Annotated in this window: 16 protein-coding genes; 7 read left to right on the forward strand and 9 right to left on the reverse strand. The window is 66.1% G+C overall.

Annotation, left to right across the window (positions count from 1 at the left end):
• Positions 1-3 precede the first annotated feature (3 nt).
• Entirely contained in the window at positions 4-906 is a 903-nt protein-coding gene (locus tag TabM4_RS17490) for a rhodanese-related sulfurtransferase (RefSeq protein ID WP_434615304.1), read from the reverse strand.
• Positions 907-1,009: 103 nt separating this feature from the next.
• Here TabM4_RS17490 and pncA point away from each other — a divergent pair, with 103 nt between their 5' ends.
• Both pncA and pncB read left to right on the forward strand, forming a co-directional pair.
• Positions 1,010-1,618, forward strand: coding sequence for a bifunctional nicotinamidase/pyrazinamidase (pncA, locus tag TabM4_RS17495; RefSeq protein WP_434615307.1), 609 nt, complete (start codon positions 1,010-1,012; stop codon positions 1,616-1,618).
• Position 1,619: 1 nt separating this feature from the next.
• Positions 1,620-2,909, forward strand: a complete 1,290-nt coding sequence (pncB, locus tag TabM4_RS17500) for a nicotinate phosphoribosyltransferase (protein ID WP_434615309.1) — start codon at positions 1,620-1,622, stop codon at positions 2,907-2,909.
• Here pncB and TabM4_RS17505 read toward each other — a convergent pair.
• The 7 genes from TabM4_RS17505 to TabM4_RS17535 all read right to left on the reverse strand — a co-directional run bounded on the left by TabM4_RS17505 (position 2,906) and on the right by TabM4_RS17535 (position 8,975).
• Positions 2,906-3,835 (reverse strand): phosphotransferase enzyme family protein, encoded by a 930-nt coding sequence (locus TabM4_RS17505; RefSeq protein ID WP_434615312.1) that lies wholly within the window; start codon positions 3,833-3,835, stop codon positions 2,906-2,908. The two genes, pncB and TabM4_RS17505, sit on opposite strands and share 4 nt — an antisense overlap.
• Positions 3,828-4,253 carry an alternative ribosome rescue aminoacyl-tRNA hydrolase ArfB gene (gene arfB / locus TabM4_RS17510; RefSeq protein WP_434615314.1) on the reverse strand — a complete coding sequence of 142 codons (426 nt, stop codon included), beginning with the start codon at positions 4,251-4,253 and terminating at the stop codon, positions 3,828-3,830. The genes TabM4_RS17505 and arfB overlap by 8 nt, the downstream gene beginning before the upstream one ends.
• A 246-nt stretch (positions 4,254-4,499) precedes the next feature.
• Complete coding sequence (locus TabM4_RS17515) at positions 4,500-5,123, reverse strand: queuosine precursor transporter (RefSeq protein WP_434615317.1); 624 nt, start codon at positions 5,121-5,123, stop codon at positions 4,500-4,502.
• A gap of 88 nt (positions 5,124-5,211) precedes the next feature.
• Positions 5,212-6,132, reverse strand: a complete 921-nt coding sequence (locus TabM4_RS17520; RefSeq protein ID WP_434615320.1) for an esterase-like activity of phytase family protein — start codon at positions 6,130-6,132, stop codon at positions 5,212-5,214.
• Positions 6,105-6,992: a penicillin-insensitive murein endopeptidase gene (gene mepA / locus TabM4_RS17525; RefSeq protein ID WP_434615322.1), complete on the reverse strand. Its 888-nt coding sequence runs from the start codon at positions 6,990-6,992 to the stop codon at positions 6,105-6,107. Before mepA ends, TabM4_RS17520 begins: the two co-directional genes overlap by 28 nt.
• Complete coding sequence (locus TabM4_RS17530; protein WP_434615325.1) at positions 6,992-8,362, reverse strand: MFS transporter; 1,371 nt, start codon at positions 8,360-8,362, stop codon at positions 6,992-6,994. Before TabM4_RS17530 ends, mepA begins: the two co-directional genes overlap by 1 nt.
• Positions 8,363-8,444: 82 nt before the next feature.
• Positions 8,445-8,975, reverse strand: coding sequence for an acyl-CoA thioesterase (locus tag TabM4_RS17535; RefSeq protein ID WP_434615328.1), 531 nt, complete (start codon positions 8,973-8,975; stop codon positions 8,445-8,447).
• A gap of 172 nt (positions 8,976-9,147) precedes the next feature.
• Between TabM4_RS17535 and TabM4_RS17540 the strand changes: the two genes are divergently transcribed.
• The 3 genes from TabM4_RS17540 (at position 9,148) to yaaA (ending at position 12,377) form a co-directional block, all read left to right on the forward strand.
• The gene (locus TabM4_RS17540; protein ID WP_434615331.1) at positions 9,148-9,435 is read left to right on the forward strand and encodes a YggT family protein; all 288 of its coding nucleotides are present in this window, start codon (positions 9,148-9,150) and stop codon (positions 9,433-9,435) included.
• A 72-nt stretch (positions 9,436-9,507) separates the two neighbouring features.
• Positions 9,508-11,550, forward strand: coding sequence for a DNA helicase RecQ (recQ, locus tag TabM4_RS17545; RefSeq protein ID WP_434615334.1), 2,043 nt, complete (start codon positions 9,508-9,510; stop codon positions 11,548-11,550).
• Between the two features lie 32 nt (positions 11,551-11,582).
• Positions 11,583-12,377: a peroxide stress protein YaaA gene (yaaA, locus tag TabM4_RS17550; protein WP_434615337.1), complete on the forward strand. Its 795-nt coding sequence runs from the start codon at positions 11,583-11,585 to the stop codon at positions 12,375-12,377.
• On the opposite strand, the gene TabM4_RS17555 is transcribed toward yaaA, so the two are convergent.
• Entirely contained in the window at positions 12,353-14,911 is a 2,559-nt protein-coding gene (locus TabM4_RS17555; protein ID WP_434622150.1) for a PAS-domain containing protein, read from the reverse strand. The two genes, yaaA and TabM4_RS17555, sit on opposite strands and share 25 nt — an antisense overlap.
• A 179-nt stretch (positions 14,912-15,090) precedes the next feature.
• Between TabM4_RS17555 and TabM4_RS17560 the strand changes: the two genes are divergently transcribed.
• Positions 15,091-20,496: an alpha-2-macroglobulin family protein gene (locus TabM4_RS17560; RefSeq protein WP_434615340.1), complete on the forward strand. Its 5,406-nt coding sequence runs from the start codon at positions 15,091-15,093 to the stop codon at positions 20,494-20,496.
• Positions 20,493-22,535: a penicillin-binding protein 1C gene (gene pbpC, locus TabM4_RS17565; RefSeq protein WP_434615343.1), complete on the forward strand. Its 2,043-nt coding sequence runs from the start codon at positions 20,493-20,495 to the stop codon at positions 22,533-22,535. The genes TabM4_RS17560 and pbpC overlap by 4 nt, the downstream gene beginning before the upstream one ends.
• Positions 22,536-22,617 lie beyond the last annotated feature (82 nt).

A 22,617-nucleotide genomic window follows, 5' to 3' on the forward strand; every position in this document is an offset into this window, starting at 1 on the left:
CCCTCAGGCACCGAGGTGCGGTTCGCCCCGCGCCTCGGCCAGTTTCATTTGGCGCTGGCGTTCGCGGAAGCGGGCGCGGTCTTCAGGCGTGTATTCATCCCTGCAGGCTGGGCAGCAGACGCCCTCCTCATAGGCGGGGTCGGCACGGCCTTCCGGGGTGACGGGGCGGCGGCAGGCCCCGCAGGATGAAAGGTTTCCGGCCACGAGGCCGTGGCCAACCGAGACGCGTTGGTCGAAGACGAAGCATTCCCCCTGCCAGAGCGATTGGTCCTGCGGCACCTCTTCGAGGTACTTCAGGATGCCGCCCTTCAGGTGGAAGACGTCGGTCACGCCCTGCTGCAGAAGCCAGTTCGTCGATTTCTCGCAACGGATGCCGCCAGTGCAGAACATGGCTATCCGCTTGTTGTGAAAACGTTCCTTGTTCTCCTCCCACCAGGCGGGGAATTGGCTGAAGCTGCGAGTGCCGGGATCCACGGCCCCGGCGAAGGTGCCGATCGAAACCTCGTAGTCGTTGCGTGTGTCGATCACCGCCACGTCTGGCGAGGAGATGAGCGCATTCCAATCCGAGGGCGCGACATAATGGCCGACGCGGGCTTTCGGATCCACGTCCGGCTTGCCCATGGTGACGATCTCGCGCTTCAGTTTCACCTTCATTTTGCCGAAAGGCATGGTCGCGGCGGGGCTTTCCTTCCAGTCCAGATCGGAACACCCCGGAATCGCACGGATATGTGCCAGAACGGCACCGATCCCCGCCCGCGTTCCGGCAATCGTGCCGTTGATCCCCTCACCCGCCAACAGCAGCGAACCCTTCACCCCCTGCGCCGTGCAGATGTCGACAAGCGGGCCGCGCAGCGCGGCCGGGTCGGGAAAGCGGGTGAAGTGATGGAGCGCGGCGACTGTCAGCATGGCGCGGGGATGCACCCCTTTCCCTGCGATTTCAAGCCGTTCCCATTGACGCAGGGGCGGGGGTTTCCTACGCAAGGGCATTCACCTTGCCGTGAGGCCCGCAATGCGCCCTGCCAACGAAGCCCTGATCGTCATCGACATCCAGAATGATTTCTGCCCCGGCGGTGCGCTGGCGGTGGCAGATGGGGATAAAATAATTAACAGAGTCAATGGGTTAATGGATGACTTCGCAACAGTTGTGCTGACGCAGGATTGGCATCCCGCGGATCACTCCTCATTCGCGTCGAACCATCCCGGCAAGGCACCCTTCGAGACGTTAACAATGTCTTACGGCCCGCAGACGCTTTGGCCCGACCATTGCATCCAAGGCACAGCGGGCGCTGAATTTCACCCCGATCTTCGCACGGAACCGGCGCAACTGATTATCCGCAAGGGTTTCCGCGCCGGTATCGACAGCTATTCCGCCTTTTTCGAGAATGACCATAGCACAACGACTGGGCTGAATGGTTACCTGAGCGCACGGGGGGTGTCGGCGGTCACGCTTGTGGGCCTCGCCACCGATTACTGCGTTGCCTATTCGGCGCTGGATGCGGCAAGGCTGGGCCTGCAGGCACGGGTCTTGCTGGGCGCCTGCCGGGGCATCGACCTTGGCGGTTCGATGGCGCGGATGATGGACGAGATGCGCGCGGCCGGTGTCGTGCTGGAGGAGTGACGTGGTCGATATCGCCACCCGGGTTCATAACCACAACTGGAAGATCGATCCGATCGTCCGGTCGCTGATCGATACAGACTTCTACAAGCTGCTCATGTGCCAGTCGATCTTCCGCAACAAGCCGGAAACATCGGTGACATTCTCGCTGATCAACCGCAGCTCCTCGGTCCGGCTGGCCGAGCTGATCGACGAGGGCGAGTTGCGCGAGCAGTTGGACCACGTCCGATCCCTGTCACTGTCGCGCGGGGAAAGCACATGGCTGCGCGGGAACATGTTCTATGGCAAGCGCCAGATGTTCCGCCCGGATTTCATGGAATGGTTCGAGGGGCTGCGACTGCCCGCCTATCATCTGGAAAAGAAGGACGGACAGTACGAACTTACCTTCGAGGGGAAGTGGCCCGAAGTCATGCTTTGGGAGATCCCGGCGCTGGCGGTGCTGATGGAACTCAGGTCGCGCGCGGTGCTGAAGGGGATGGGGAAGTTCGAGCTTCAGGTCCTGTATGCCCGCGCGATGACGCGGCTGTGGGAGAAGATCGAGCGCCTGAAGGGTTTGGAAACGTTGAGGATTGCCGATTTCGGGACCCGACGGCGGCATTCCTTCCTGTGGCAGGACTGGTGCGTTCAGGCAATGCAGGAAGGGCTGGGCGCGACCTTCATCGGCACGTCGAATTGCGCCATCGCGCGCAAGCGGGACATCGAGGCGATCGGGACCAATGCGCATGAATTGCCGATGGTCTATTCTGCGCTGGCGCGGACGGATGCCGAACTGGCGCAGGCGCCCTATCAGGTGTTGGCCGATTGGCATGAGGAACATGACGGCAATCTGCGGGTGATCCTGCCGGATACCTATGGGACGGAAGGCTTCCTGCGGAATGCGCCGGATTGGTTGACCACCTGGACGGGGATCAGGATCGACAGTGGCGATCCCGCAAAGGGTGCGGAAACCGCCATCCGCTGGTGGAAGTCGCGCGGTGAGGATCCGACGCAGAAACTGGTGATCTTTTCCGACGGGCTGGACGTGGAAAAGATCGAGGAATTGCATCGTCAGTTCCATGGGCGGGTAAAGGTGTCTTTCGGGTGGGGCACCATGCTGACCAATGACTTCCGGGGCCTTGCGGGGGATCGGCTGGCGCCGTTCAGCCTTGTCTGCAAGGCTGTTTCGGCGGATGGCAGGCCCACGGTGAAACTGTCGGACAATCCGAACAAGGCGATGGGGCCGAAGGCCGAGATCGAACGCTACAAGCGGGTGTTCGGGGTAGGGGATCAGGCCGCGCTGGAGGTGGTCGTTTAACCAAGAATCCGGCGGATCGCCATGTCGGCGCGGGCGAGATGGCTGCGGTGGATGGGATCGTCGGGGGCGAGGCGCGGGATCGTCCAGCCGACCGAGGCGAGGATGCGGGCGAGCGTGAAGGTTTCCACCATTTCAACGTCTTGCGTGCCATATCCGGCCATGAGTGCATCGCGGAGGTCGTCGCGGGCGGGTTCATACTGGTTCTGCGACAGCACGGTGCCGAGGTCGTAGAGGCGGAAGCCGAAACCAGAATCGTCGAAGTCGATCAGGGCGATTTCATCTTGTGAAATCAGGATGTTCTCGCGCAGGACATCGGCATGGATCAGGCCGATGTCGCCACCTTGGGCGGCGTGCCGGGCAAGGCGGGACCGCAGCACATCGCGTGCAGCAAACTGTGCAGCACATTGTGCATACGAAGCGGCCGGATGTTCCCAGAAGCGGCCCCAGAGGGGGGACTCTCCCACCAGACCGTCGATGTCCCAGTGGGGGCGGGTGAAGCCTTCTGGTCGGGTCAGGGCATCGCTGGCCAGATGCAGGCGGCGGAGCAGTTGACCGAGGCGAAAGTGCAGGTCGATCTGGACAGGGAGGGGTTGGGCCAGCGGTTGGCCCGCTGCGCCGATGGGTGTGCCCGGAAGCCATCGGATGGCAGAGGCGTGGCGGCCATCGGATAGAGTGGCGAGCAAAGCGCCGTCCGGCAGGGGAAGCGGTGTGGGGACCGGCAGGCCGAGAGCGGCAAGCTCGGCGCACCACCAGAGTTCGGAGCGGATGGATGCGGCATCCTGATAGCCAGCGCGGTGCAGGCGAAGGGCCGCGCGGATGCCGTCGGGCAGGGCCATTTCAAAGACGGCATTCTCGCGCGCGACGATCAGGCGGAGGGGCGTGCCATGCCAGAGCGCGGCGCCCTCGGTCGCGCGGGGGTCAGTCATCCTCGCCCTCGATCCGGCCGCGCAGGGCCTTCACCTCGCCCCGGACGGATTTTGCGGCGAGGCGGCGGCGTTGGCTGCCCAGCGTGGGTTTGGTTGCGATCCGGCGTTTGGGGACGACGAGGGCCTGACGGATGAGGTCGGCAAGGCGTTCCCGCGCGATCTCGCGGTTTCGGGCCTGACTGCGGGTTTCGTCGACTTGCAGGATCAGCGCGCCCTCGGTCGTCCAGCGGCGACCGGCGAGGCGCTTTAGGCGGGCCTTCACCGGAGCGGGCAGGTGGGGGGAACGTTCGGCCTCGAACCGCAGTTCGACGGCGGTGGAAACCTTGTTCACGTTCTGCCCGCCGGGACCGGAGGCCCGGATGAACTGTTCGGTCAGTTCCCAGTCGGCGATGCTGATGTCGTCGGTGATGCGGAGCATGAGCGGGTTGTTTCACAAGAGAAAGGGTCGCCTTTGCGGCGACCCTTTCCGAGATCCAAGGAGATGGGCCAGTTAGGTTTCAAGCCCAATCAGGTAGCCTGTCGACTGAGGGGCTGCCCTCAGAAAACGGTCCTCCTGACTGTCCCGACACCTCTCTCCAATGTAGCTCTAGACACTGGATCACCTCCTTTCAATGGGTTTCAGATAAGGGGAGGGTGACACAGATTTTGTGTTCGTCAACAGATTTCACGCAACCTTTGCCGTCAATCGATGGATGGCAAAGCGGAATGGCAACAATGCGATGAGATCGACGGCAATCTTCACCAGAAGGTCCGCAAATCCGAGCGAAACCCAGAAGGGAACCGTGGGGCCAGCGCCCAGAAGGGGCATCGCCTCGGCCGCCCACGACACATCGTTGCCCGGTTCGAGGAAGGTGAGCGAGGCGGAAAAGGCGATGGTGAAGAAGATCGCCGTGTCGAGTGTGGAGCCGATCTGGGTGGAGATGAACGGGGCCTTCCACCAAGCCTGACGGCGGAGGCGATCGAAGATCTGCACATCGACGAGTTGCGCCAGAAGGAAGGCGATGGCCGAGCCGATAGCGACGCGAAGGGTCACGAGGGGGCCAAATTCGCCCATGATCTGGGTGCCGATGACGGAACAGATCAGGCCCGTGGCAAAACCCGCATAGACCACGCGGCGCGCGGCGGAGGGGCCTTCCAGACGGTTGACGATGTCCGAGACAAGGAAGGCCAGCGGATAGGTGAAGGCGCCCCAGGTGAGCCAGCTGCCGATGGGATGTTGGACGAGGATGTTCGAGGCCACGACGACGATGGCCATGGCGAGGACGCCATAAGTGATGGTGCGGGTCATGTCGGTTTTCCGTTTTGACAAGGTCGCGGAGACTTGGCCCCCCGCGCATCGAGGGACGGCTGCCCCCTACGCCCGCCCTGCCCGGCTGTCAATCGCCCTGCACCGAGGGCGCTGGCGAAGAAAGGCGGTACTCGACGAGTTCGGTCTTCTGGAAGAAGTTGTAGTTGTCATCGGCGATCATGGTCAGGCGGATTGCGCCCGAGGCGTCCTGCCAGACCGAGATGCCTTCGAGATTGTCGTGCTGGCCGATGCCGGATTGCAGTTCCGTGCGCTCGTCGGCAAGCCCGCTATCGGAAAGTGCAAAGCTGCGGATACGGCTGGAAAAGCCGAGGATGCCGTGGAATTCCCGCTCCAGGAGGTAGAAGCGGCCGTCGGGGCCGATATCGGCCCCCACCGCCAGATAGCCGCCGTCGCGGCGCAGGTCGAAAGGCTGATCCCATTTGCCGTTGCGGAAGCGCCAGACGGGGAAGGGGCGGTCAAGTTCGCCCGAACGTTCGGGAAGGGTGTAGAGCGTGCCATCGGGGCCGATGGCGAGGGCCTCGAGTGCGGAGTTGGTTTGCAGGCGGCCGAATTCGCGGGGGGTTGGCAGGTTGCGGGCGGGGCCGTCGATGCTGTCATAGCGCAGGACCCGGGCGACACTTTCGAAGGAGATATAGACGCTGCCATCGGGCGCGACCGCCAGCCCTTCGGAATCATTGCGACCATCATCGAGCGGGGCTTCGAACCGGCCCCGCAGCAGGCGGATGGGGCGGGCGTCGATGCCGGTGATCAGGCCCTGCGCGTCACGGGTGATCGTGCCGCGCGTCCAGCCGCCCCGGTCGCTGAGGGCGAGGAAGGACATGCCGTCATCGGCCATTTCGATGCCGGAAAAACCGCCGAAGCGGTCGTCCGACATGGACCATGTGAACGCGGACAGGAAGCCAGCGGCATAGGGTTGGCTGGCACTGCCCTGTAGGCCGAGAACCAGAACCATCCCCGCCGTCAGGGCGAAGACAGGACGTTTCGGCATTGTCTGGGCAGATCGGCAAGGGTGTATTCCCGGGGGTGACGCTGGCGCGGTGCGGGTTTGGCGTTGGGATCGGGTTTCGGGTTGAGGTAGTCGTCGGATACCCACCACATCAGCGTATCATCACAGCCATTGCCGCCATTCGACAGCTCCTTGACCGAGGGGGTCTGGGTTTCGCAATGGCGCGCGCCCCTTGGGCATTTCAGGCGCACGTGGAAATGGGTGTCGTGGCCCGCGACGGGGCGGATCTTCTGCAGCCAGTCGCGATCGGCGCGGGTGGCGGTCTTGCACATCTCGATCTTCACCGCGGCGGCGACGAAGATGCGGTCGACGCGTCCGTCGGAGGCGGCGGCGCGCAGGAGGGCGTGATGAGACGCGGTCCAGTTCTTCGTGACGCTGCGCTGATCGGCGGAGCGGACCGGAATGGAGGAAATGTCTTCGCGTTCCTGACGGGAAAGGTCGAGGCGACGGGGCGGCAGCATCCAGATATCGGCATCAAGGCCGATTTGGTGCGAGGCGTGGCCACTGACCATCGGACCGCCACGCGGTTGGCTGATGTCGCCGATGTAGAGGCCCGGCCAGCCGATCTGGTTGGCGGCGCGGCTGAGGTCGACGAGGAAGTCGATCATCACCGGGTGGCCCCAGTTGCGGTTTCGCGACAGGCGCATGGCCTGCCATGTGGGACCGGTTTCTGGCAGTTGGACAAGGCCGTCGGCGCAGCCCTTGGCATAGCTGCCAAAAGGCATCGGGCGGTTGGACGTGGGCAGGTCGGCGGCACCGAACAACTGGTTCGCTTTGGTTTCGGCCTGCGCGGGCAATGCGAGGACCGCTGCCAATGCCAGTGTTGCAAGTTGCCGGATCATCACGCCTGTTCGCCTTTTGCCCGCACCCAGATTAGCAGAACGAGGCCGATGAGGAACATCACGATCAGCGGAGAGATGCCGATGCGCTGTGATCCGCTGACATGCGTCGCAACCGCGATGAGGGCGGGCGAGATGAAGGAGGCGACCTTGCCGGACAGGGCGAAGAGGCCGAAAGCCTCGGTCGCGCGGTCGGGGGTGGTGTGGCGAACCATCATGGTGCGCGAGGCGGCCTGAAGCGCGCCACCGGCTGCGCCGATCAGCGCACCGCAGGCGAAGAAGATATCGTCGGAGACGTTGGAGGCAGGGTCAAGCGCGATGCCCCAGACCTGTTCGCGCGTCATGCCGACGATGATGAGGCAGACGAAGATCAGGACGACGATGCAGAAGGCGATGACCAGTTTGGGGCCATAGCGGCGGTCGGCCTTGCCGCCGATCCAGCTTGCGATCATGGCGGTGATGGCACCCACCACACCGAAGACGCCGATCTGGGTGATCTCCCATCCAAGCACGCCCGAGGCATAGACGCCGCCGAAACCGTAAAGCGCGTTGAGCGCGTCGCGGTAGAAGAGCGAGGAGGCGAGATAGGCCGAAAGGCTGCTGCGATAGCGGAGCGAGGCGAGGAGGTCGCGCAGGCTGGCGAAGGCGCGTCCGAGGTGGAGGGGGCGGCGGTCGGTGCGGGGTTCACGGACCCAGACGAAGAAGGGGATCATAAAGACCGCATACCAGATCGCGGTGAAGGGGCCGACGGCCCGGGTGCCTTCGCGCGCCTCGGGGTCGAGACCGAAAAGCGGGTCGAGGCCGATCAGGGTTTTACCCGTGGCGCTGTTTTCGGCGAAGAAAAGAAGCATGATGGCCAATGCCAGCACACCGCCCAGATAGCCGAAGGCGAAACCCGAGCCGGAAATGGCCCCCATGTCGTCATGGTCCGAGAGGCTGGGCATCAGGGCGTTGGTGAAGATGGTGGCAAATTCCATCCCGATGAAGCCGAGACCGAAGAAGACCACGGCCCAGAACAGGTTGTCGCCCCCCGGCGCGATGAACCAGAGCGCGGCGGAGCCTGCGATGTAGAAGGCGGAGAAGAACCAAACCCAGACGAGGCGGCGGCCCGTTCCATCGGCGATGGCGCCGAGAATGGGGGCAAGGACGGCGATGAGGACGGAGGCGATGGCAAGGCCCGCGCCCCAATAGGCCTGCGCGGCGGCCCCCGCGGCATCGGCATCCATGCCATCGGCCATGTAGTAGCCACGCGCGATCTCGGCGAAGTAGGGGCCGAAGATGAATGTCAGGAGCAGGGTGTTGTAGGGTTGGCTGGCCCAATCGAAGAACCACCAGCCCCAGATGCGCCTTTTCGCGCTGACCGTGTCACTCATTCCTGCCCCCTGCGCCCCTCAGGCTTTTGCGATGATTGAATCGCGAAACCGCCCGGCGCGCAAGCGCGGCGTTTCCGGGGCGTCAGCGGGCGGGTGGCCAGGGGCGGATGCCTTCCGCGGCGATCCAGGATTGCACGAATTCGGGCAGCGGCGGGCTTTCGGCAGGGTGGCCCAGCGCGGAAAGAAGCCGCTCGGGGGCAACGATCCCTTCCCTTGAGGTGACGGCGGAGCGGATGATCATGTGGGTCGTGCAGTCGTCGCCCTTCCACATGGATTGTTCGAGGTAAAGGAAGCGGTGATCCCAACCGATGCAGCGCGAATGGATCGTGACGCGGTCGAAGGCGCGGACGCGGCGGCGGTAGCGGACGGTGTTCCCGGCCACGGTCAGCCCCCAACCATTGGCAAGCAACACACGCTTCAGCCCCGTGCGGATGCCGAGGGGAATGCGCCCCAGATCGAAGATCGTGAGCGTGCGGCCGTTATTCAGTTCCATCCAAGGGTCGATGTCCCACGGCCAGCAACGATGCGTGCTGACATGGGTGCCGAGGATGGGCAGCGCGGGGGCTTTGCGGAACTTCCATAACTCTTTTGCCATACGGAGGTAGGGATACATCGGGCACTCTCCTATCGGTCTTCGGGTTGCCCTGCGGGGGGTGGAAGGTCAAGGCGTGACGTTGCGCCGGTTCGGGAGGGCATTTTCAGCAGGGATGCGGCACGGAAGGCGTTGCGGTTTGGACTGTCTGCCGCTACCTCTGACACAAGCCCTAGTATGCGGAGGCCTACGAATGACCTCGATCCTGCAGATCCTGCTTCTGATCCTTGATATCGCGCAATGGATCATCCTTGCGCATATCATCATGAGCTGGCTGATCAACTTCCAGGTCCTGAACCTGCGCCAACCCATCGTGGCGCAGATCTGGGACGGGCTGAACCGTATCCTCGAGCCGGTCTATTCGCGCGTTCGGTCGGTCCTGCCCGCGATGGGAGGCATCGACTTCGCCCCGCTGATCGTGCTGCTGGCGGTCTATGCGGCGCGGATCGTTCTGATCAACAATGCGGCGGCCTTTGGCTGATCTTCACCCCACGTAAACCAGAGGCGCGGCAGGCTGGGCCTGCCCCGCCTTGATTCAGGTCCCCCTCCCCCCATGTCTGACCCCGAAACGCTGCTTCGTTCCGTCTTTGGCTTTCCGGGCTTTCGCCCCGGTCAGGCCGAGATCGTGGAGGCGGTGACAGCGGGGCGGAATACCTTGGCCATCATGCCGACGGGCGGGGGCAAGTCGCTGTGTTTCCAGTTGCCTGCGCTGTGCCGGGAGGGGGTGACGGTCGTGATCTCGCCTCTGATCGCGCTGATGCGGGATCAGGTGCGGGCGCTGCGGGCGGCGGGGGTGGAGGCCGGGGCACTGACCTCTGGCAACACCGACGAGGAGACGGAGGACGTCTTTGCAGCGATGGATGAGGGGCGGTTGAAACTGCTTTACATCGCACCCGAACGGCTGGCCTCGGCGGCCACGCTGCCCATGCTGCGGCGGATCGGGGTGCGGCTGATCGCGGTGGACGAGGCGCATTGCGTGAGCCAGTGGGGGCATGACTTCCGCCCCGATTACCTGCGGATCGGAGAGGTGCGGCGCGCGTTGGGGGTTCCCTTGGCAGCCTTTACCGCAACGGCGGATGAGGAGACGCGGGGCGAGATCGTCACGCGGCTGTTCGACGGGGTGCAGCCGGAAACCTTTCTGCGGGGGTTCGACAGGCCGAACATCCATCTGGCCTTTGCGGTGAAGGACAATCCGCGCACGCAGATCCTGCGGTTCGCGGCGGCGCGGAAGGGGCAATCCGGCATCGTCTATTGCGCGACGCGGGCCAAGACCGAGACACTCGCGCAGGCGCTGGGCGAGGCGGGGCATGCAGCCTGTTTCTATCATGGCGGGATGGAGGCCGAGGCCCGGCGGCAGGTGGAGGCCCGGTTCCAGCGCGAGGACGGGCTGATCGTGGTGGCAACCATCGCCTTTGGCATGGGGATCGACAAGCCGGATATCCGCTGGGTCGCCCATGCCGACCTGCCGAAATCGATCGAGGGTTATTATCAGGAGATCGGGCGCGCTGGCCGCGACGGGGCAGCGGCAGAGACGATGACGCTTTATGGTCCCGACGATATCCGCCTGCGGCGGTCGCAGATCGACGAGGGATTGGCACCGCCGGACCGCAAGGCCGCGGATCACGCGCGGCTGAACGCCCTGCTGGGATTGGCCGAGGCGGTGGGGTGTCGGCGGCAGGTGCTTTTGGGGTATTTCGGGGAACATGCCGCGCCGTGCGGGAATTGCGACCTTTGCGACCGCCCGGCCGTGCTGTTCGACGCCACCGAGGCGGTGCGCAAGGCGCTGTCGGCCATCCTGCGCACGGGGGAGTGGTTCGGGTCGGGGCATCTGATCGACATCCTGACGGGGCAGGCGACGGACAAGGTGCGCGAGCGGGGGCATGACAAGTTACCCACCTTTGCCGTGGGGCGGGAGTTGACCAAGGCCGCGTGGGGCGCAGTGTTCCGGCAGATGATGGGGCGCGATCTGGTGCGGCCCGACCCGGAGCGGCATGGCGCCTTGCGGATGACGGACGCCGCGCGGCCCATCCTGCGGGGGGAGGAGAGCATCACCCTGCGGAAGGATACGGTGGATGCGGCGCGCCCTGCGGTGGCGGTGAAGGCGCTGGTGTCGGATGAGGATGCGCCGCTGCTTTCGGCGCTGAAGGCGAAGCGGCGGGCGCTGGCCGAGGCGCAGGGCGTGCCGGCCTATGTGGTTTTTCCAGACCGGACACTTATCGAGATGGCGGAAAAGCGGCCTGCCACGATGGACGAGATGGCGGGGATCACCGGGGTGGGCGCGAAGAAGCTGGAGAGTTATGGGGCGGAGTTCCTTGCCGTGATCACGGGCGCTGTGGAGGTGCTGCATCCCCAACGGATGCGGCTGGCCGGGCGCGAGGCGGGTGCTGTATTCGACCGGCTGGCCGATGTGCAGGTAGCGCTTTCGCGCGGCGAGGATGGGACGGGGAAATACCTGTCGGTCACCCATTCGACGCTGCGGATGATTGCCGAGCGGCGACCCGCATCGCTGACGGAATTGCAGCGCATCCAAGGGATGGGCGATCAGAAGGTAGAACGGTTCGGCGAGGCCTTCCTCACGGTCTTGCGCGAGGCGTGAGGGGTTCTATCTGGGGTGCGAAGGAGACTGCCATGCTGACCGTGATATCCCCTGCCAAGCGACTGGACGAAACCCCGCGCGATCTGCCCGACGGGTTGGTGGCGACGGAGCCTGCCTATGCGGTGGAGGCGGCAAAGCTCGCCAAGGTGGCGCGCGGGCTTTCGGTGACGGAGTTGCGGGCGCTGATGGGGATTTCGGAGCCCTTGGCCAAGCTGAACGCAGAGCGGTTCAAGGTTTTCAAGGCGAAACCTGCGGCGGAGGCAGTGAAGCCTGCGGCATTCTGTTTCGACGGCGATACCTATGCTGGGTTGGAGGCGCGGACGCTGGATGCGGATGCGCTGCGCTGGGCGCAGGCGCGGTTGCGGATCCTGTCTGGGCTCTATGGGCTGCTGCGGCCTCTGGATCTGATCCAGCCCTATCGGTTGGAGATGGGGAGCAGGCTGGCCAATCCGAAGGGAGCGGACCTGTATGCCTTCTGGGGCAGCCGGATTTCCAAGGCGCTGAATGCGGCGGCGGAAGAGGCGGGGACGGATATCTTGGTGAACTGCGCGTCGCAGGAGTATTTCGGGGCGGTGGATCTGCGCACGCTGAAGCTGCGGGTGGTGACGCCGGTCTTTCTGGAAGGGCGCGGATCGGAGGCGAAGGTCGTTTCCTTCTTCGCCAAGAAGGCGCGGGGCGCGATGGCCCGGTTCATTGCAGAGCACCGGTTGACCGATGCGGGCGACCTGCGCGGGTTCGACGTGGGCGGTTATGCATTTTGCGCGGACCGGTCCGACGAAGGGCGTCTGGTGTTCCTGCGGGATCAGGCGGCGGAGGCGGCGGCCTGAGCCCGCAGGGACTCGGCAGCGAAGTGCGCGTCCGGCGGGCGGAACTCGGCGATAGTGTCAAGGATCAGGGATTTGCGCAGCGGTTTGGTCATGTGACGATCCATGCCCGCGGCGAGGATCTTCGCGCCGTCCTCTTCCATGGCGTGAGCGGTGAGGGCGATGATGGGAACATGGGCGCGGCCCGCCTCTGCTGCGCGGATCTCGCGGGCGGCGGTGCAACCGTCTAGTTCGGGCATGGAGATATCCATGAAGATGAGGTCGGGGCGGAACTCGCGCCAGAGGTCCACGGCCTGACGGCCATTGTCGGCAAATCGCAGGTCGATCATGTGGTCGCGGAGCATCTTGGCAAGGACAAGCTGGTTCGTCTTGTTGTCTTCTGCGGCGAGGACGCGCATCGGGCGGATCGTGACCGGCGGCGGGGCGGCAGGGCCCGTGGGCAGGGCGCTTCCGATTTGGCGCGACAGGGCGCGGTAAAGGTCGGCACGCAGGATCGGCTTGACCAGAATCTCATCGACATGGCCGGAATGGCGGGCGACCTCGGCCGCTGGAAGGGCATCGGGGGCCACCATGAGGATGGAGGCAGGACGCCGTGATGGTGTGGTGGCCGCAAGGGCATCGCAGAGGGCGAGGCCGTCAAGGCCATCATGCCCGTGATCGATGAGGATGGCATCCTGCGGCTGTGATCGCAGACGATCCAGCGCCTCGGCGGCGGAGCGGGTGGCGGTGATATCGACGCCCAAGGGCGCGATCTGCCGTTCCAGGATGGTGCGGTTTGTGGGATTGGCGGCGCAGAGAAGCAGGTGGCGCAGGCTGGTGGGGACGGGTGCCGCAATCGCGGCCTCGGCCACGGGAAGTGTGACGGCGAAGCCGAAGCAGGAGCCGCGGCCAGGGTCGCTTTCAACCCAGATCTCCCCCTGCATCAGATCCAGGAGCCGTCGGGTGATGGCAAGGCCAAGCCCCGTACCCTCGAAGCGGCGATTGGCGGCATCCTCGACCTGCGTGAACTCTCCGAAGATGTGGTCGAGCTTGTCTGCAGCGATGCCGATGCCGGTGTCCTCGACAGTGAGGTGCAGACGGATCGTGCCGGTGTCCTCCGGGCGACCCACGATACGGATGAGGACATGTCCGGTTTCGGTGAATTTCACCGCATTTCCCATGAGGTTCGTGAGGACCTGCCGCAGGCGGCCCGCATCGCCGACGAAGCGGGTAGGAAGGAACATGTCGTAATCGGCGATGAGTTCGATTCCCTTGGCCCGGGCCTGCGGTTGTAGGAGGATCGCGGTTTCGTGGACGAGGCGCTCGAGATCGAAGGGTTCCGGATGCAGGACGAGGCGGCCCGCCTCGATCTTGGAGTAATCGAGCACATCGTTGATGATGGTCAGGAGAGCCTCGCCGGAAGATCGGATGGTTTCGGCGAAGAGACGCTGTTCCTCGGTCAGGTCGGTGCCGCAGAGGAGTTCGGCCATGCCCACGACACCGTTCATCGGGGTTCTGATCTCATGGCTCATGTTGGCAAGGAAAGCGGATTTGGCGCGGTTTGCAGCCTCGGCCGCGCTTCGGGCGGCCTGAAGCCCCTCTTGCGTGGCGCGTTCAGTTGTTATGTCGCTGCGCAGGCCCACGCGGCCGCCATCGGGGGTGGGTTGATCCTGCGCACGAATCCAGCGGCCGTCGGTGAGGTGCTGTTCGGAAGAGCCGCGGGCATGGCGGAACTCTGCAAGTCGGTCGGCAAGCCATTCCTCCTCGCGCCCGATCGCATCGGCGTGCAGGCCTTTTGCGAGGACCGCGCGGAGAATGTCTTCGAACCGGGTGCCCGCCTGCGCGAGGTCGGGCGGAAGTGCGTAGAGGTCGCGATAGCGGCTGTTGCAGATGATCAGCCGATCCTGCCTATCGAAGAGGACAAACCCATCGGGTATCGCCTCGACCGCGGCGCGGAGGCGCATTTCAGCTGTGATGTCCACCGCGAGCGACACCCTGTCACCATCGCGGGCGCGGCTGTCCTCGAGTCGGATCCAGCGGCCGGACAGGAGCGGGAGTTCAATCGGGGGGATGTCGTCGGCGGCGATGCGGTCGAGCATCGTTGCAATCCAGAGGTCGAGGGGGCCTTCGATGGCAAGATGGGCAGCGAGGGCGGCGAGAAGATCAGGGTAGGACATGCCCTGCGTGATGCCCGCGCCGTCGAAGGCTTGCCTCCATGCGTGATTGGCAAGAAGCAGGCGATCGGTGCCATCGAAGACCGCGAAGCCATCGCGGATGACATCCAGCGAGGTGCGCAGGCGGCGTTCGGCCATGACTGCCGCCGTATGCGCGCGGTCCAAGTCGCCCATGTAGCGTTCGTTCTGCCCCTTGAGCCTTTCCGCCTCGGACCGGGCGGCGCGGGCAGACTGCCGTTCCTCGACCACGAGGTCGGCAAGGGCTCGGGCCTGCAGCGCCAGTTTTTCGTTGGCGGCGGCAAGTTCGCGCCCTTTCCATTCAAGGTGCCGCTCGGCCGCAAGACGTGCGCGGCGTTCCTTTGCAAGGCGTTCTGACATCGTCAGGGAAGCTGTCGTCATCGCGGGGTGCCTTCGGGCCGAATCCATGTGAACGGGCCCCAGCATCGGCGGAGACGGTGAACAGGGGGTTAAGCGGATTGAGGCATGGCGGGGCCTGAGACTCATTGCCAGCGGCGGGCGTGGCGTGCCAGCATCGGAGGGTGATTTCAGCCTTTGGTGTGGCCATGCGACTTTCTTCCCTGATGATTTCCTGCCTTCTGGTCCTTTCCCCCACCCTTGCGGCGGCGCAGGACCTTGTTCCCGAGCGGCGGATGGTGCTGGTGCAGGATGAGGACCTGCCGGGGGGAGATTTCGCGTCGTCCTTCGATACCACGCTGGAGGCCTGCGAGCGGGCCTGTCTGGCCAACGCGCAATGCGAGGCGATGACCTTCAACAGCCGGAACGGAAGCTGCTTCCTGAAGGCAGGGGCCGGGGAAGGCGCGGCCTATGGCGGGGCTATTTCGGGCCGGGTGTCGGTCGCGGCGGAGGGTGTGGCGGCGCGGGCGATGGTGCGACGAGGCGAGGTGCCCTTCGTGCAGGACTGGGAATGGTCGGGCGCGCGCGATCAGGCGGTCGCCATGGCGCGGGACCATGTGACGGGGGATTGGACAGCGGAGGAACTGGCCTCGGCGGCGGTGGATGCCGAAATGGGCGGGGATGTCGCGGCGGCGGCGAATTTCATGGGATCGGTGGTCGCGCGGACAGATGCGGCGGGAGATTGGGCGGAACATGCGCGGCTATTGCTGGCGGCGGGAGAGGCGGATGCGCAGCAGAGCCAGTGGTATCGCGAGCGCGCCTTGCGGGCGGCACTGAATGCTTGGCTGCGGGCCGATGGCGCGGCAGAGCGGCATAATGTGCTGTTGACGATGGGCATGGCGCTGGAACGGCTGGGGCGCGGGGGAGATACGGTCAAGGCGCTGCGTCTGGCGCAGTCGTTGCAGGCGCGGGACGATACGGCGGCGCTGCTGGCAGACATGGCCGCGAAGTATGGCTTCCGCATCGTGGAAAACCGGGTGGAGAGTGACACCGCCCGCCCCCGCATCTGCGCGACGTTTTCCGAGGATCTGGTGGGGAAGGGCGTGGATTACGCGTCCTTCGTGCAGCTGGACGAACCCGGCCTGACGGTCAGCGCGCAATATCGCGACATCTGCGTCGAGGGGCTGGTGCATGGCCAGCGCGCGACGGTGACCTTCCGCGAGGGGCTGCCTGCGGCGGATGGGCAGGTGCTTTCGGCTTCGGTCGACATCACGCAATATGTGCGCGACCGTTCGCCGGGGGTGCGCTTCCCCGGTCGGGCCTATGTGCTGCCCAAGGCGGGTGATCCGGCCCTGCCCGTCGAGACGGTGAACACCGAGGCGGTCGATCTGGTGCTGTATCGGGTAACGGACCGGAACCTGATCCGGGCCTTCCAGAACGGCTATGTGAACGCCCCGATTGCCGAGTGGCAGGAGTATGACTTCACTTCCCAGACTGGGACAGAGGTGTGGCGCGGGTCCGCAACGGTCGGGATGGAGGTGAATCGCGATGTGGTGACGCGGTTGCCGATGGGCGAGGCCTTGGCGGGCCAGCCTGCGGGAGTCTATGCGCTGCGGGCGTCGATCCCCGGCAAGGAGGCGTGGCAGGTTCCGGCGGGGTGGCAGTGGTTCACGGTCTCCGACCTTGGGCTGACGATGCTGAGCGGGGTGGACGGGCTGCATGTCTTTGTCCGGTCGCTGGGGACGGCAGAGGCGAAGACGGGGGTCACGCTGGACCTGCTGTCGAACGGGAACGAGGTGCTGGGGACCGTTGCCACGGATGCGCAGGGCTACGCGCGGTTCGATGCAGGGCTTGTGCAGGGTGTGGGGGCCGCCGCGCCTGCGATGGTCGTCGCGCGGGAGGGGGAGGCGGATGTGGCCTTCCTGTCGCTGAACGATCCCGAATTCGATCTATCGGATCGGGGCGTCGAGGGGCGGGAGGCTGCGCCTCCGGTCGATGTTTTCCTTTCGACGGATCGTGGAGCCTATCGGGCGGGGGAGACTGTCTATGCGACAGCCCTTGCGCGGGACAGCCGTGCGGCGGCGATCGAGGGTTTGCCGCTGACCGTAGTGGTCAAGCGGCCCGACGGGGTGGAACATTCCCGGCAAGTCGTGAATGACTGGGGCGGGGGCTACGTCATCTCGCAGCCCATCCTCGCCACGGCCCCGCGGGGCGTGTGGCGAATGGAGGTGTTGGCGGACGCGGACGCGCCGCCCTTGGCCTCGGCCACCTTCCTTGTCGAGGATTTCCTGCCGGAGCGGATTGATTTCGACGTGGCCTTGCCTGCGGGGATGCGTGCGGGCGAGGTGGCGGAGTTCGGCGTTTCGGCGCGCTACCTCTTTGGCGCGCCCGGAGCCGATCTGGCGTTGGAGGGCGAGGTTCTGATCCGCGCAGCCGAGGTGCTGGCGGGTTGGGACGGGTATCGTTTCGGCCCCCATGACGCGCCGTTCAGCGCGGTGATGCAGGGCTTTGATCCGGCGCGGACGGATGCGGCGGGGGTGGCTGCGGTCTCGGTCGCGCTGCCGGATGTGGGTGATCCCGGTGTTCCCTTGGAAGCGCGGGTTGCGGTCCGAGTGGCAGAAGGGTCGGGCCGTCCGGTGGAACGGGTGGCGACGGTGCCTTTGGCCGCAGGCGGGGCGATGATCGGGGTCAAGCCGTTGTTCGATGGCGTGGTGGCCGAGAATGCGGAGGCGCGGTTTGCGCTGGCCGGCGTTGGCGCGGATGGCAAGGCCACGCCGATGGCGGCGAAATGGGAACTGGTCCGGATCGAGACGACCTATCAGTGGTACCAGAGCTATGGAAACTGGATGTGGGAACCCGTCACGCGGCGCGAGCGGGTGGCGGAGGGCGCGATTGCGCTGGACGGCCTGGCGGAGATCGCGGTGCCGGTGAAGTGGGGCGAGTATGTCCTAACCGTGGCGCAGGCGGATGGGTTGGCGGTGACCTCGGTTCCCTTCAGCGCGGGCTGGTTCGCGGCGGCGGATGCGGCATCCACGCCCGACACGCTGGAACTGTCGCTGGACAAGGCGGCCTATGCGGCGGGGGATGTGGCCAAGCTGCGTGTGGTGCCACGGTTCGCGGGCAAGGCGGTGATTATGGTGCTGTCGAACCGTCTGATTGCGATGCAGGCGGTGGATGTGGCCGAGGGCGAGAATGTCATCGACCTGCCCGTCACGGATGACTGGGGCGCGGGGGTCTATGTCACCGCGCAGGTGCTGCGGCCCATGGACGTGGCGGCGGGGCGCAATCCGGCGCGGGCCTTGGGGCTGGCCCATGCCGGGGTGGACCCGGGGGCGCGGGCGTTGAGCGCGATGGTCGAGGTGCCAGCAGAGGCCGATCCGCGCGAAGTGCTGCCGGTTGCGGTGAAGGTGGACGGGGTGACGGCGGGCGAGACGGCCTACGTCACCATTGCCGCCGTTGATCAGGGCATCCTGAACCTGACGGGATACAAGGTGCCCGATCCGCAGGGGCATTATTTCGGCCAGCGCAAGCTGGGCGTTGGCATCCGCGACATCTATGGGCGGTTGATCGACGGAATGAACGGGGCCGAGGGGACAGTGCGCTCTGGCGGTGATGCGGGCGCGCAGGCGCGGTTGCAGGCCCCACCGCCGACAGAGGAACTGGTGGCCTATTTCACGGGTCCGGTGGAAGTCGGCGCGGATGGCTATGCGCGGGCGGAATTCACGCTTCCCGCCTTCAACGGCACGGTCAAGGTGATGGCCGTGGCATGGTCGAAGACCGGCGTGGGACAGGCCAGCGCCGATGTGCTGGTGCGTGATCCGGTGGTGGTGACGGCCTCCCTCCCGCGTTTCATGGCGCCGGGGGATGAAGCCCGTGTGCTGCTGGAGATCGTTCATGCCACGGGGCCCTTCGGGACGATGGGGCTGGCGGTCGAGGGGCGGGGCGTGACGCTGGGCGATGCGCCCGCGTCGGTTGATCTGGCCGAGAAGGGGAAGGCGGTGATCGCGGTTCCCGTGACGGCGGGTGAGGAAGGGATGCAGGAGGTTGCGGTTTCGCTGACCACGCCGGATGGCAAGGTGCTGGAGAAGGTGCTTTCGCTACCCGTCCAGCGCAACGACCCCGAAGTAGTGCGCGTGTCGCGTTTCGATCTGGCGTCAGGGCAGACCTTTGCCTTCGACGATGCGGTTCTGGCGGGCTATCTGCCCGGCGCGCGGGCGACCTTGGCCATCGGCCCCTTGGCGCGGCTGAATGCGCCGGGCCTACTCGCCTCGCTGGACCGTTACCCCTACGGCTGCACCGAACAGATGGTGTCGAAGGGGATGCCGCTGCTTTACTTTGACGAGGTGGCGCAGGCCATGTCGCTGCCTTGGGCCGACAACGTGCAGGGCCGTGCGCAAGAAGCGGTGGCGGAAATCCTGACGCATCAGGGGGCGGAAGGGGGCTTTGGCCTTTGGTCGCCGGGATCGGGGGATTTCTGGCTGGATGCCTATGTCACCGACTTCCTGTCGCGCGCCAAGGCGCGGGGGTTCGACGTGCCGGATGCGGGTTTCCGCATGGCGCTGGACAACCTGCGCAATCAGGTGAATTTCGCGCCTGACTTCGATTACGGCGGCGAGGCGTTGGCCTATGCCCTGATGGTGCTGGCGCGGGAAGGGGCGGCGGCGATTGGCGACCTGCGCTATTATGCCGATGTGAAGGGCGATGCTTTCGCCACGCCCACCGCGATGGCGCAGCTTGGCGCGGCGCTGGCGGCCTATGGCGAACAACAGCGAGCCGACGCGATGTTCGCGCGGGCGGCGGCGGCTTTGGACGCGGCGGCGGGTGAGACGGAGCAGGTGTTCCGGGCGGATTACGGGACGGGCTATCGGGACGCGGCGGCGGTGCTGACGCTGGCGGTGGAAGCCGGGTCGAACGCCGTGGACCGCGAGGCGCTGACGGACCGCATCGCCACATCGGGGGTGCTGTCGACGCAGGAAAGCACATGGGCGCTGCTGGCGGCCAATGCGTTGATCGACGGGCCGGATGTTTCTGGCGTGACGATCGACGGCGCGGCGGCGGAAGGGCCGCTGGTGGAGATGCGCGCGCTGGGTGGGGCACCTGTGGCGGTGGCGAATGGCGGGGCGGATACGACGCTGACCGTAACAACCTTTGGCGTGCCTGAGGGGGATGAGGCGGCGTCGGGCAATGGCTATGCGATTTCCCGTTCCTACTATGCGATGGACGGCACGCCGGTGGATGCGTCCTCGGTCAAGGTCGGGACGCGGATGGTGGCTGTGCTGGAGGTCATCCCCTTTGGCCGTGGCGAGGCGCGGTTGATGGTGGCGGACCCGCTGCCTGCGGGGTTCGAGATCGACAATCCGAACCTGATGACAGGGGGCGCGGTGCCCGCGCTAGCGGGGCTGGATCTGCTGGATGGGGTGACCCATGCGGAATATCGGCAGGACCGTTTCCTTGCCGCTTTGGACCGGATGGACAATACGCCCTTCCGGCTGGGCTATGTGGTGCGGGCGGTGTCGCCCGGCACGTTCCGGCATCCGGCGGCCTCGGTCGAGGATATGTATCGGCCTGATTTCCGCGCGGTGGGGGAAACCGGACGGGTGAGCGTGACGGAATGATCCGCGCGCGGGGCGTCCTTGCGCTGGCGGCTGGCCTGTGGTTGGCCGCCATGGCGCGGGACGGGTTCGATAGCTGGGTGGCGGCGACGGTGCTGCCGCCGCTGGTGCCGGAGACTTCGGTTCTGGTCGAGGATCGCGAGGGGCGGCTGTTGCGCGCCTATACGGTGGCGGATGGGCGGTGGCGGCTGGCCGTTTCCCCCGATGCGGTGGATGCCGGTTTCATCGAGATGCTGATCGCCTATGAGGATGGGCGGTTCCGCGACCATTCCGGGGTGGACATGCGGGCGCTGCTGCGCGCGGTGGCGCAGGCGGTGTGGAATGGCGGGGTGGTGTCGGGCGGATCCACCCTGACGATGCAGGTGGCGCGGTTGCTGGAGGAAAGCGGGACGGGGCGGATCGAGGGCAAGCTTCGGCAGATGCGGGTGGCGCTGGCGCTGGAGCGGCGGTTGAGCAAGGAGCAGATCCTTGGGCTTTACCTGCTGCTGGCACCTTATGGCGGGAATATCGAAGGGGTGCGGGCGGCGACGCTGGCCTATTTCGGCAAGGAGCCATGGCGGCTGACCCCGGCGGAGGCGGCGCTGCTGGTGGCCATCCCGCAAAGCCCGGAGGGGCGGCGGCCGGATCGGCATCCGGAAGCTGCGGCGGAGGCGCGGGCGCGGGTTCTGGCGCGGGCGGTGGCGAAGGGGATCGTGGCAGAGGATCAGGCGCAGGCGGCGGGGCGGGAGGTGGTGCCCGTCGCGCGGCGGGCGGTGCCTGCCATCGCGCCGCATCTGGCGGATCGCGCGCGGGCGGAAGAGCCGATGGCGCGGGTGCATCGGCTGACCCTGGATCGCGGTTTGCAGGTCGCGTTGGAGCAACTGGCAGCCGAGACGGTGCAGCATCAGGGCGAGCGGTTGCAGGTCGCCATGGTGGTGGCGGCTCATGCGACGGGGGAAATCCTCGCCTCGGTCGGGTCGGCGGCGTTTCGGGCGGATGCGCGGCAGGGGTTCGTGGACATGACGCAGGCGCTGCGGTCGCCGGGTTCGACATTGAAGCCCTTGGTCTATGCGCTGGCGTTCGATGAGGGCTTGGCCCATCCCGAGATGATGATCGAGGATCGGCCCGCGCGCTTCGGCACCTATGCGCCGCAGAATTTCGACCGGATCTATCGCGGCACGGTGCGGATACGGGAAGCGTTGCAAATGTCGCTGAACATACCCGTGGTGGAATTGACCGAGGCGATGGGGCCTGCGCGGCTGCTGGTGGCGCTGGACAGGGCGGGGGTGAAGTATCGGTTGCCGGAGAGCAAGCCGGGGCTGGCCATCGCGCTGGGCGGAATCGGGGTGAGCCTGCAGGATATGGTGCAGCTTTACGCCGGGCTGGCGCGGGGCGGCGTGGCGCTGCCCCTGCGCTGGCGGATGGAGGGCGAGGGCGCGGAGGGCGCGCGGGTCGTGTCGCGGCGGGCGGCGTGGCAGGTGGGGGATATTCTGGCAGGGCTGGCCCCGCCGCCGGGATCGCCCGCGAACCGGCTGGCCTACAAGACCGGGACGAGCTACGGGCATCGGGATGCATGGGCCATCGGGTTTGACGGGCGGCATGTGGTGGGGGTTTGGCTGGGGCGCGCGGACGGGACGCCCGTGCCGGGCGTCTTTGGCGCGGACCTTGCCGCGCCGGTGCTGTTTCAGGCCTTTCAACGGGTGAAGCCCGCGCTGGAGGCGCAGCCCCCTGCCCCGCCTGAGACGCTGCTGGTGGCCAATGCGCAACTGCCTGCGCCCTTGCAGCGGTTCCGCGCAAGGGGGGCGGTGTTCGAGGCGGGGCGGGAGGCGCCCGCCGTGGCCTTTCCGCCCGACGGGGCCGAGGTGGAGCGGTTGCCGGATGGCGTGATGGTGAGGGTGGAAGGCGGGCGCGCGCCCTTTACCTGGCTGGCCGATGGCGCGCCGATGGTGACGGGAGAGCGGTCGCGGGAGGTGGTTCTGCCGCTGACGGGGGTGGGGTTCACCACGCTGTCGGTGATCGACGCCGAGGGGCGTTCGGCGCGGGCGCGGGTCAGGTTGAGATGAGAGACCCCGCCCCGGGCCTGACCCGGGGCCTCATGCCATGCCGGGGAGTGCGGGGCGAGGTGGAGGTCCCGGGTCAGGCCCG

Source organism: Tabrizicola sp. M-4, from assembly GCF_051132405.1.
GTDB lineage: Bacteria > Pseudomonadota > Alphaproteobacteria > Rhodobacterales > Rhodobacteraceae > Paragemmobacter.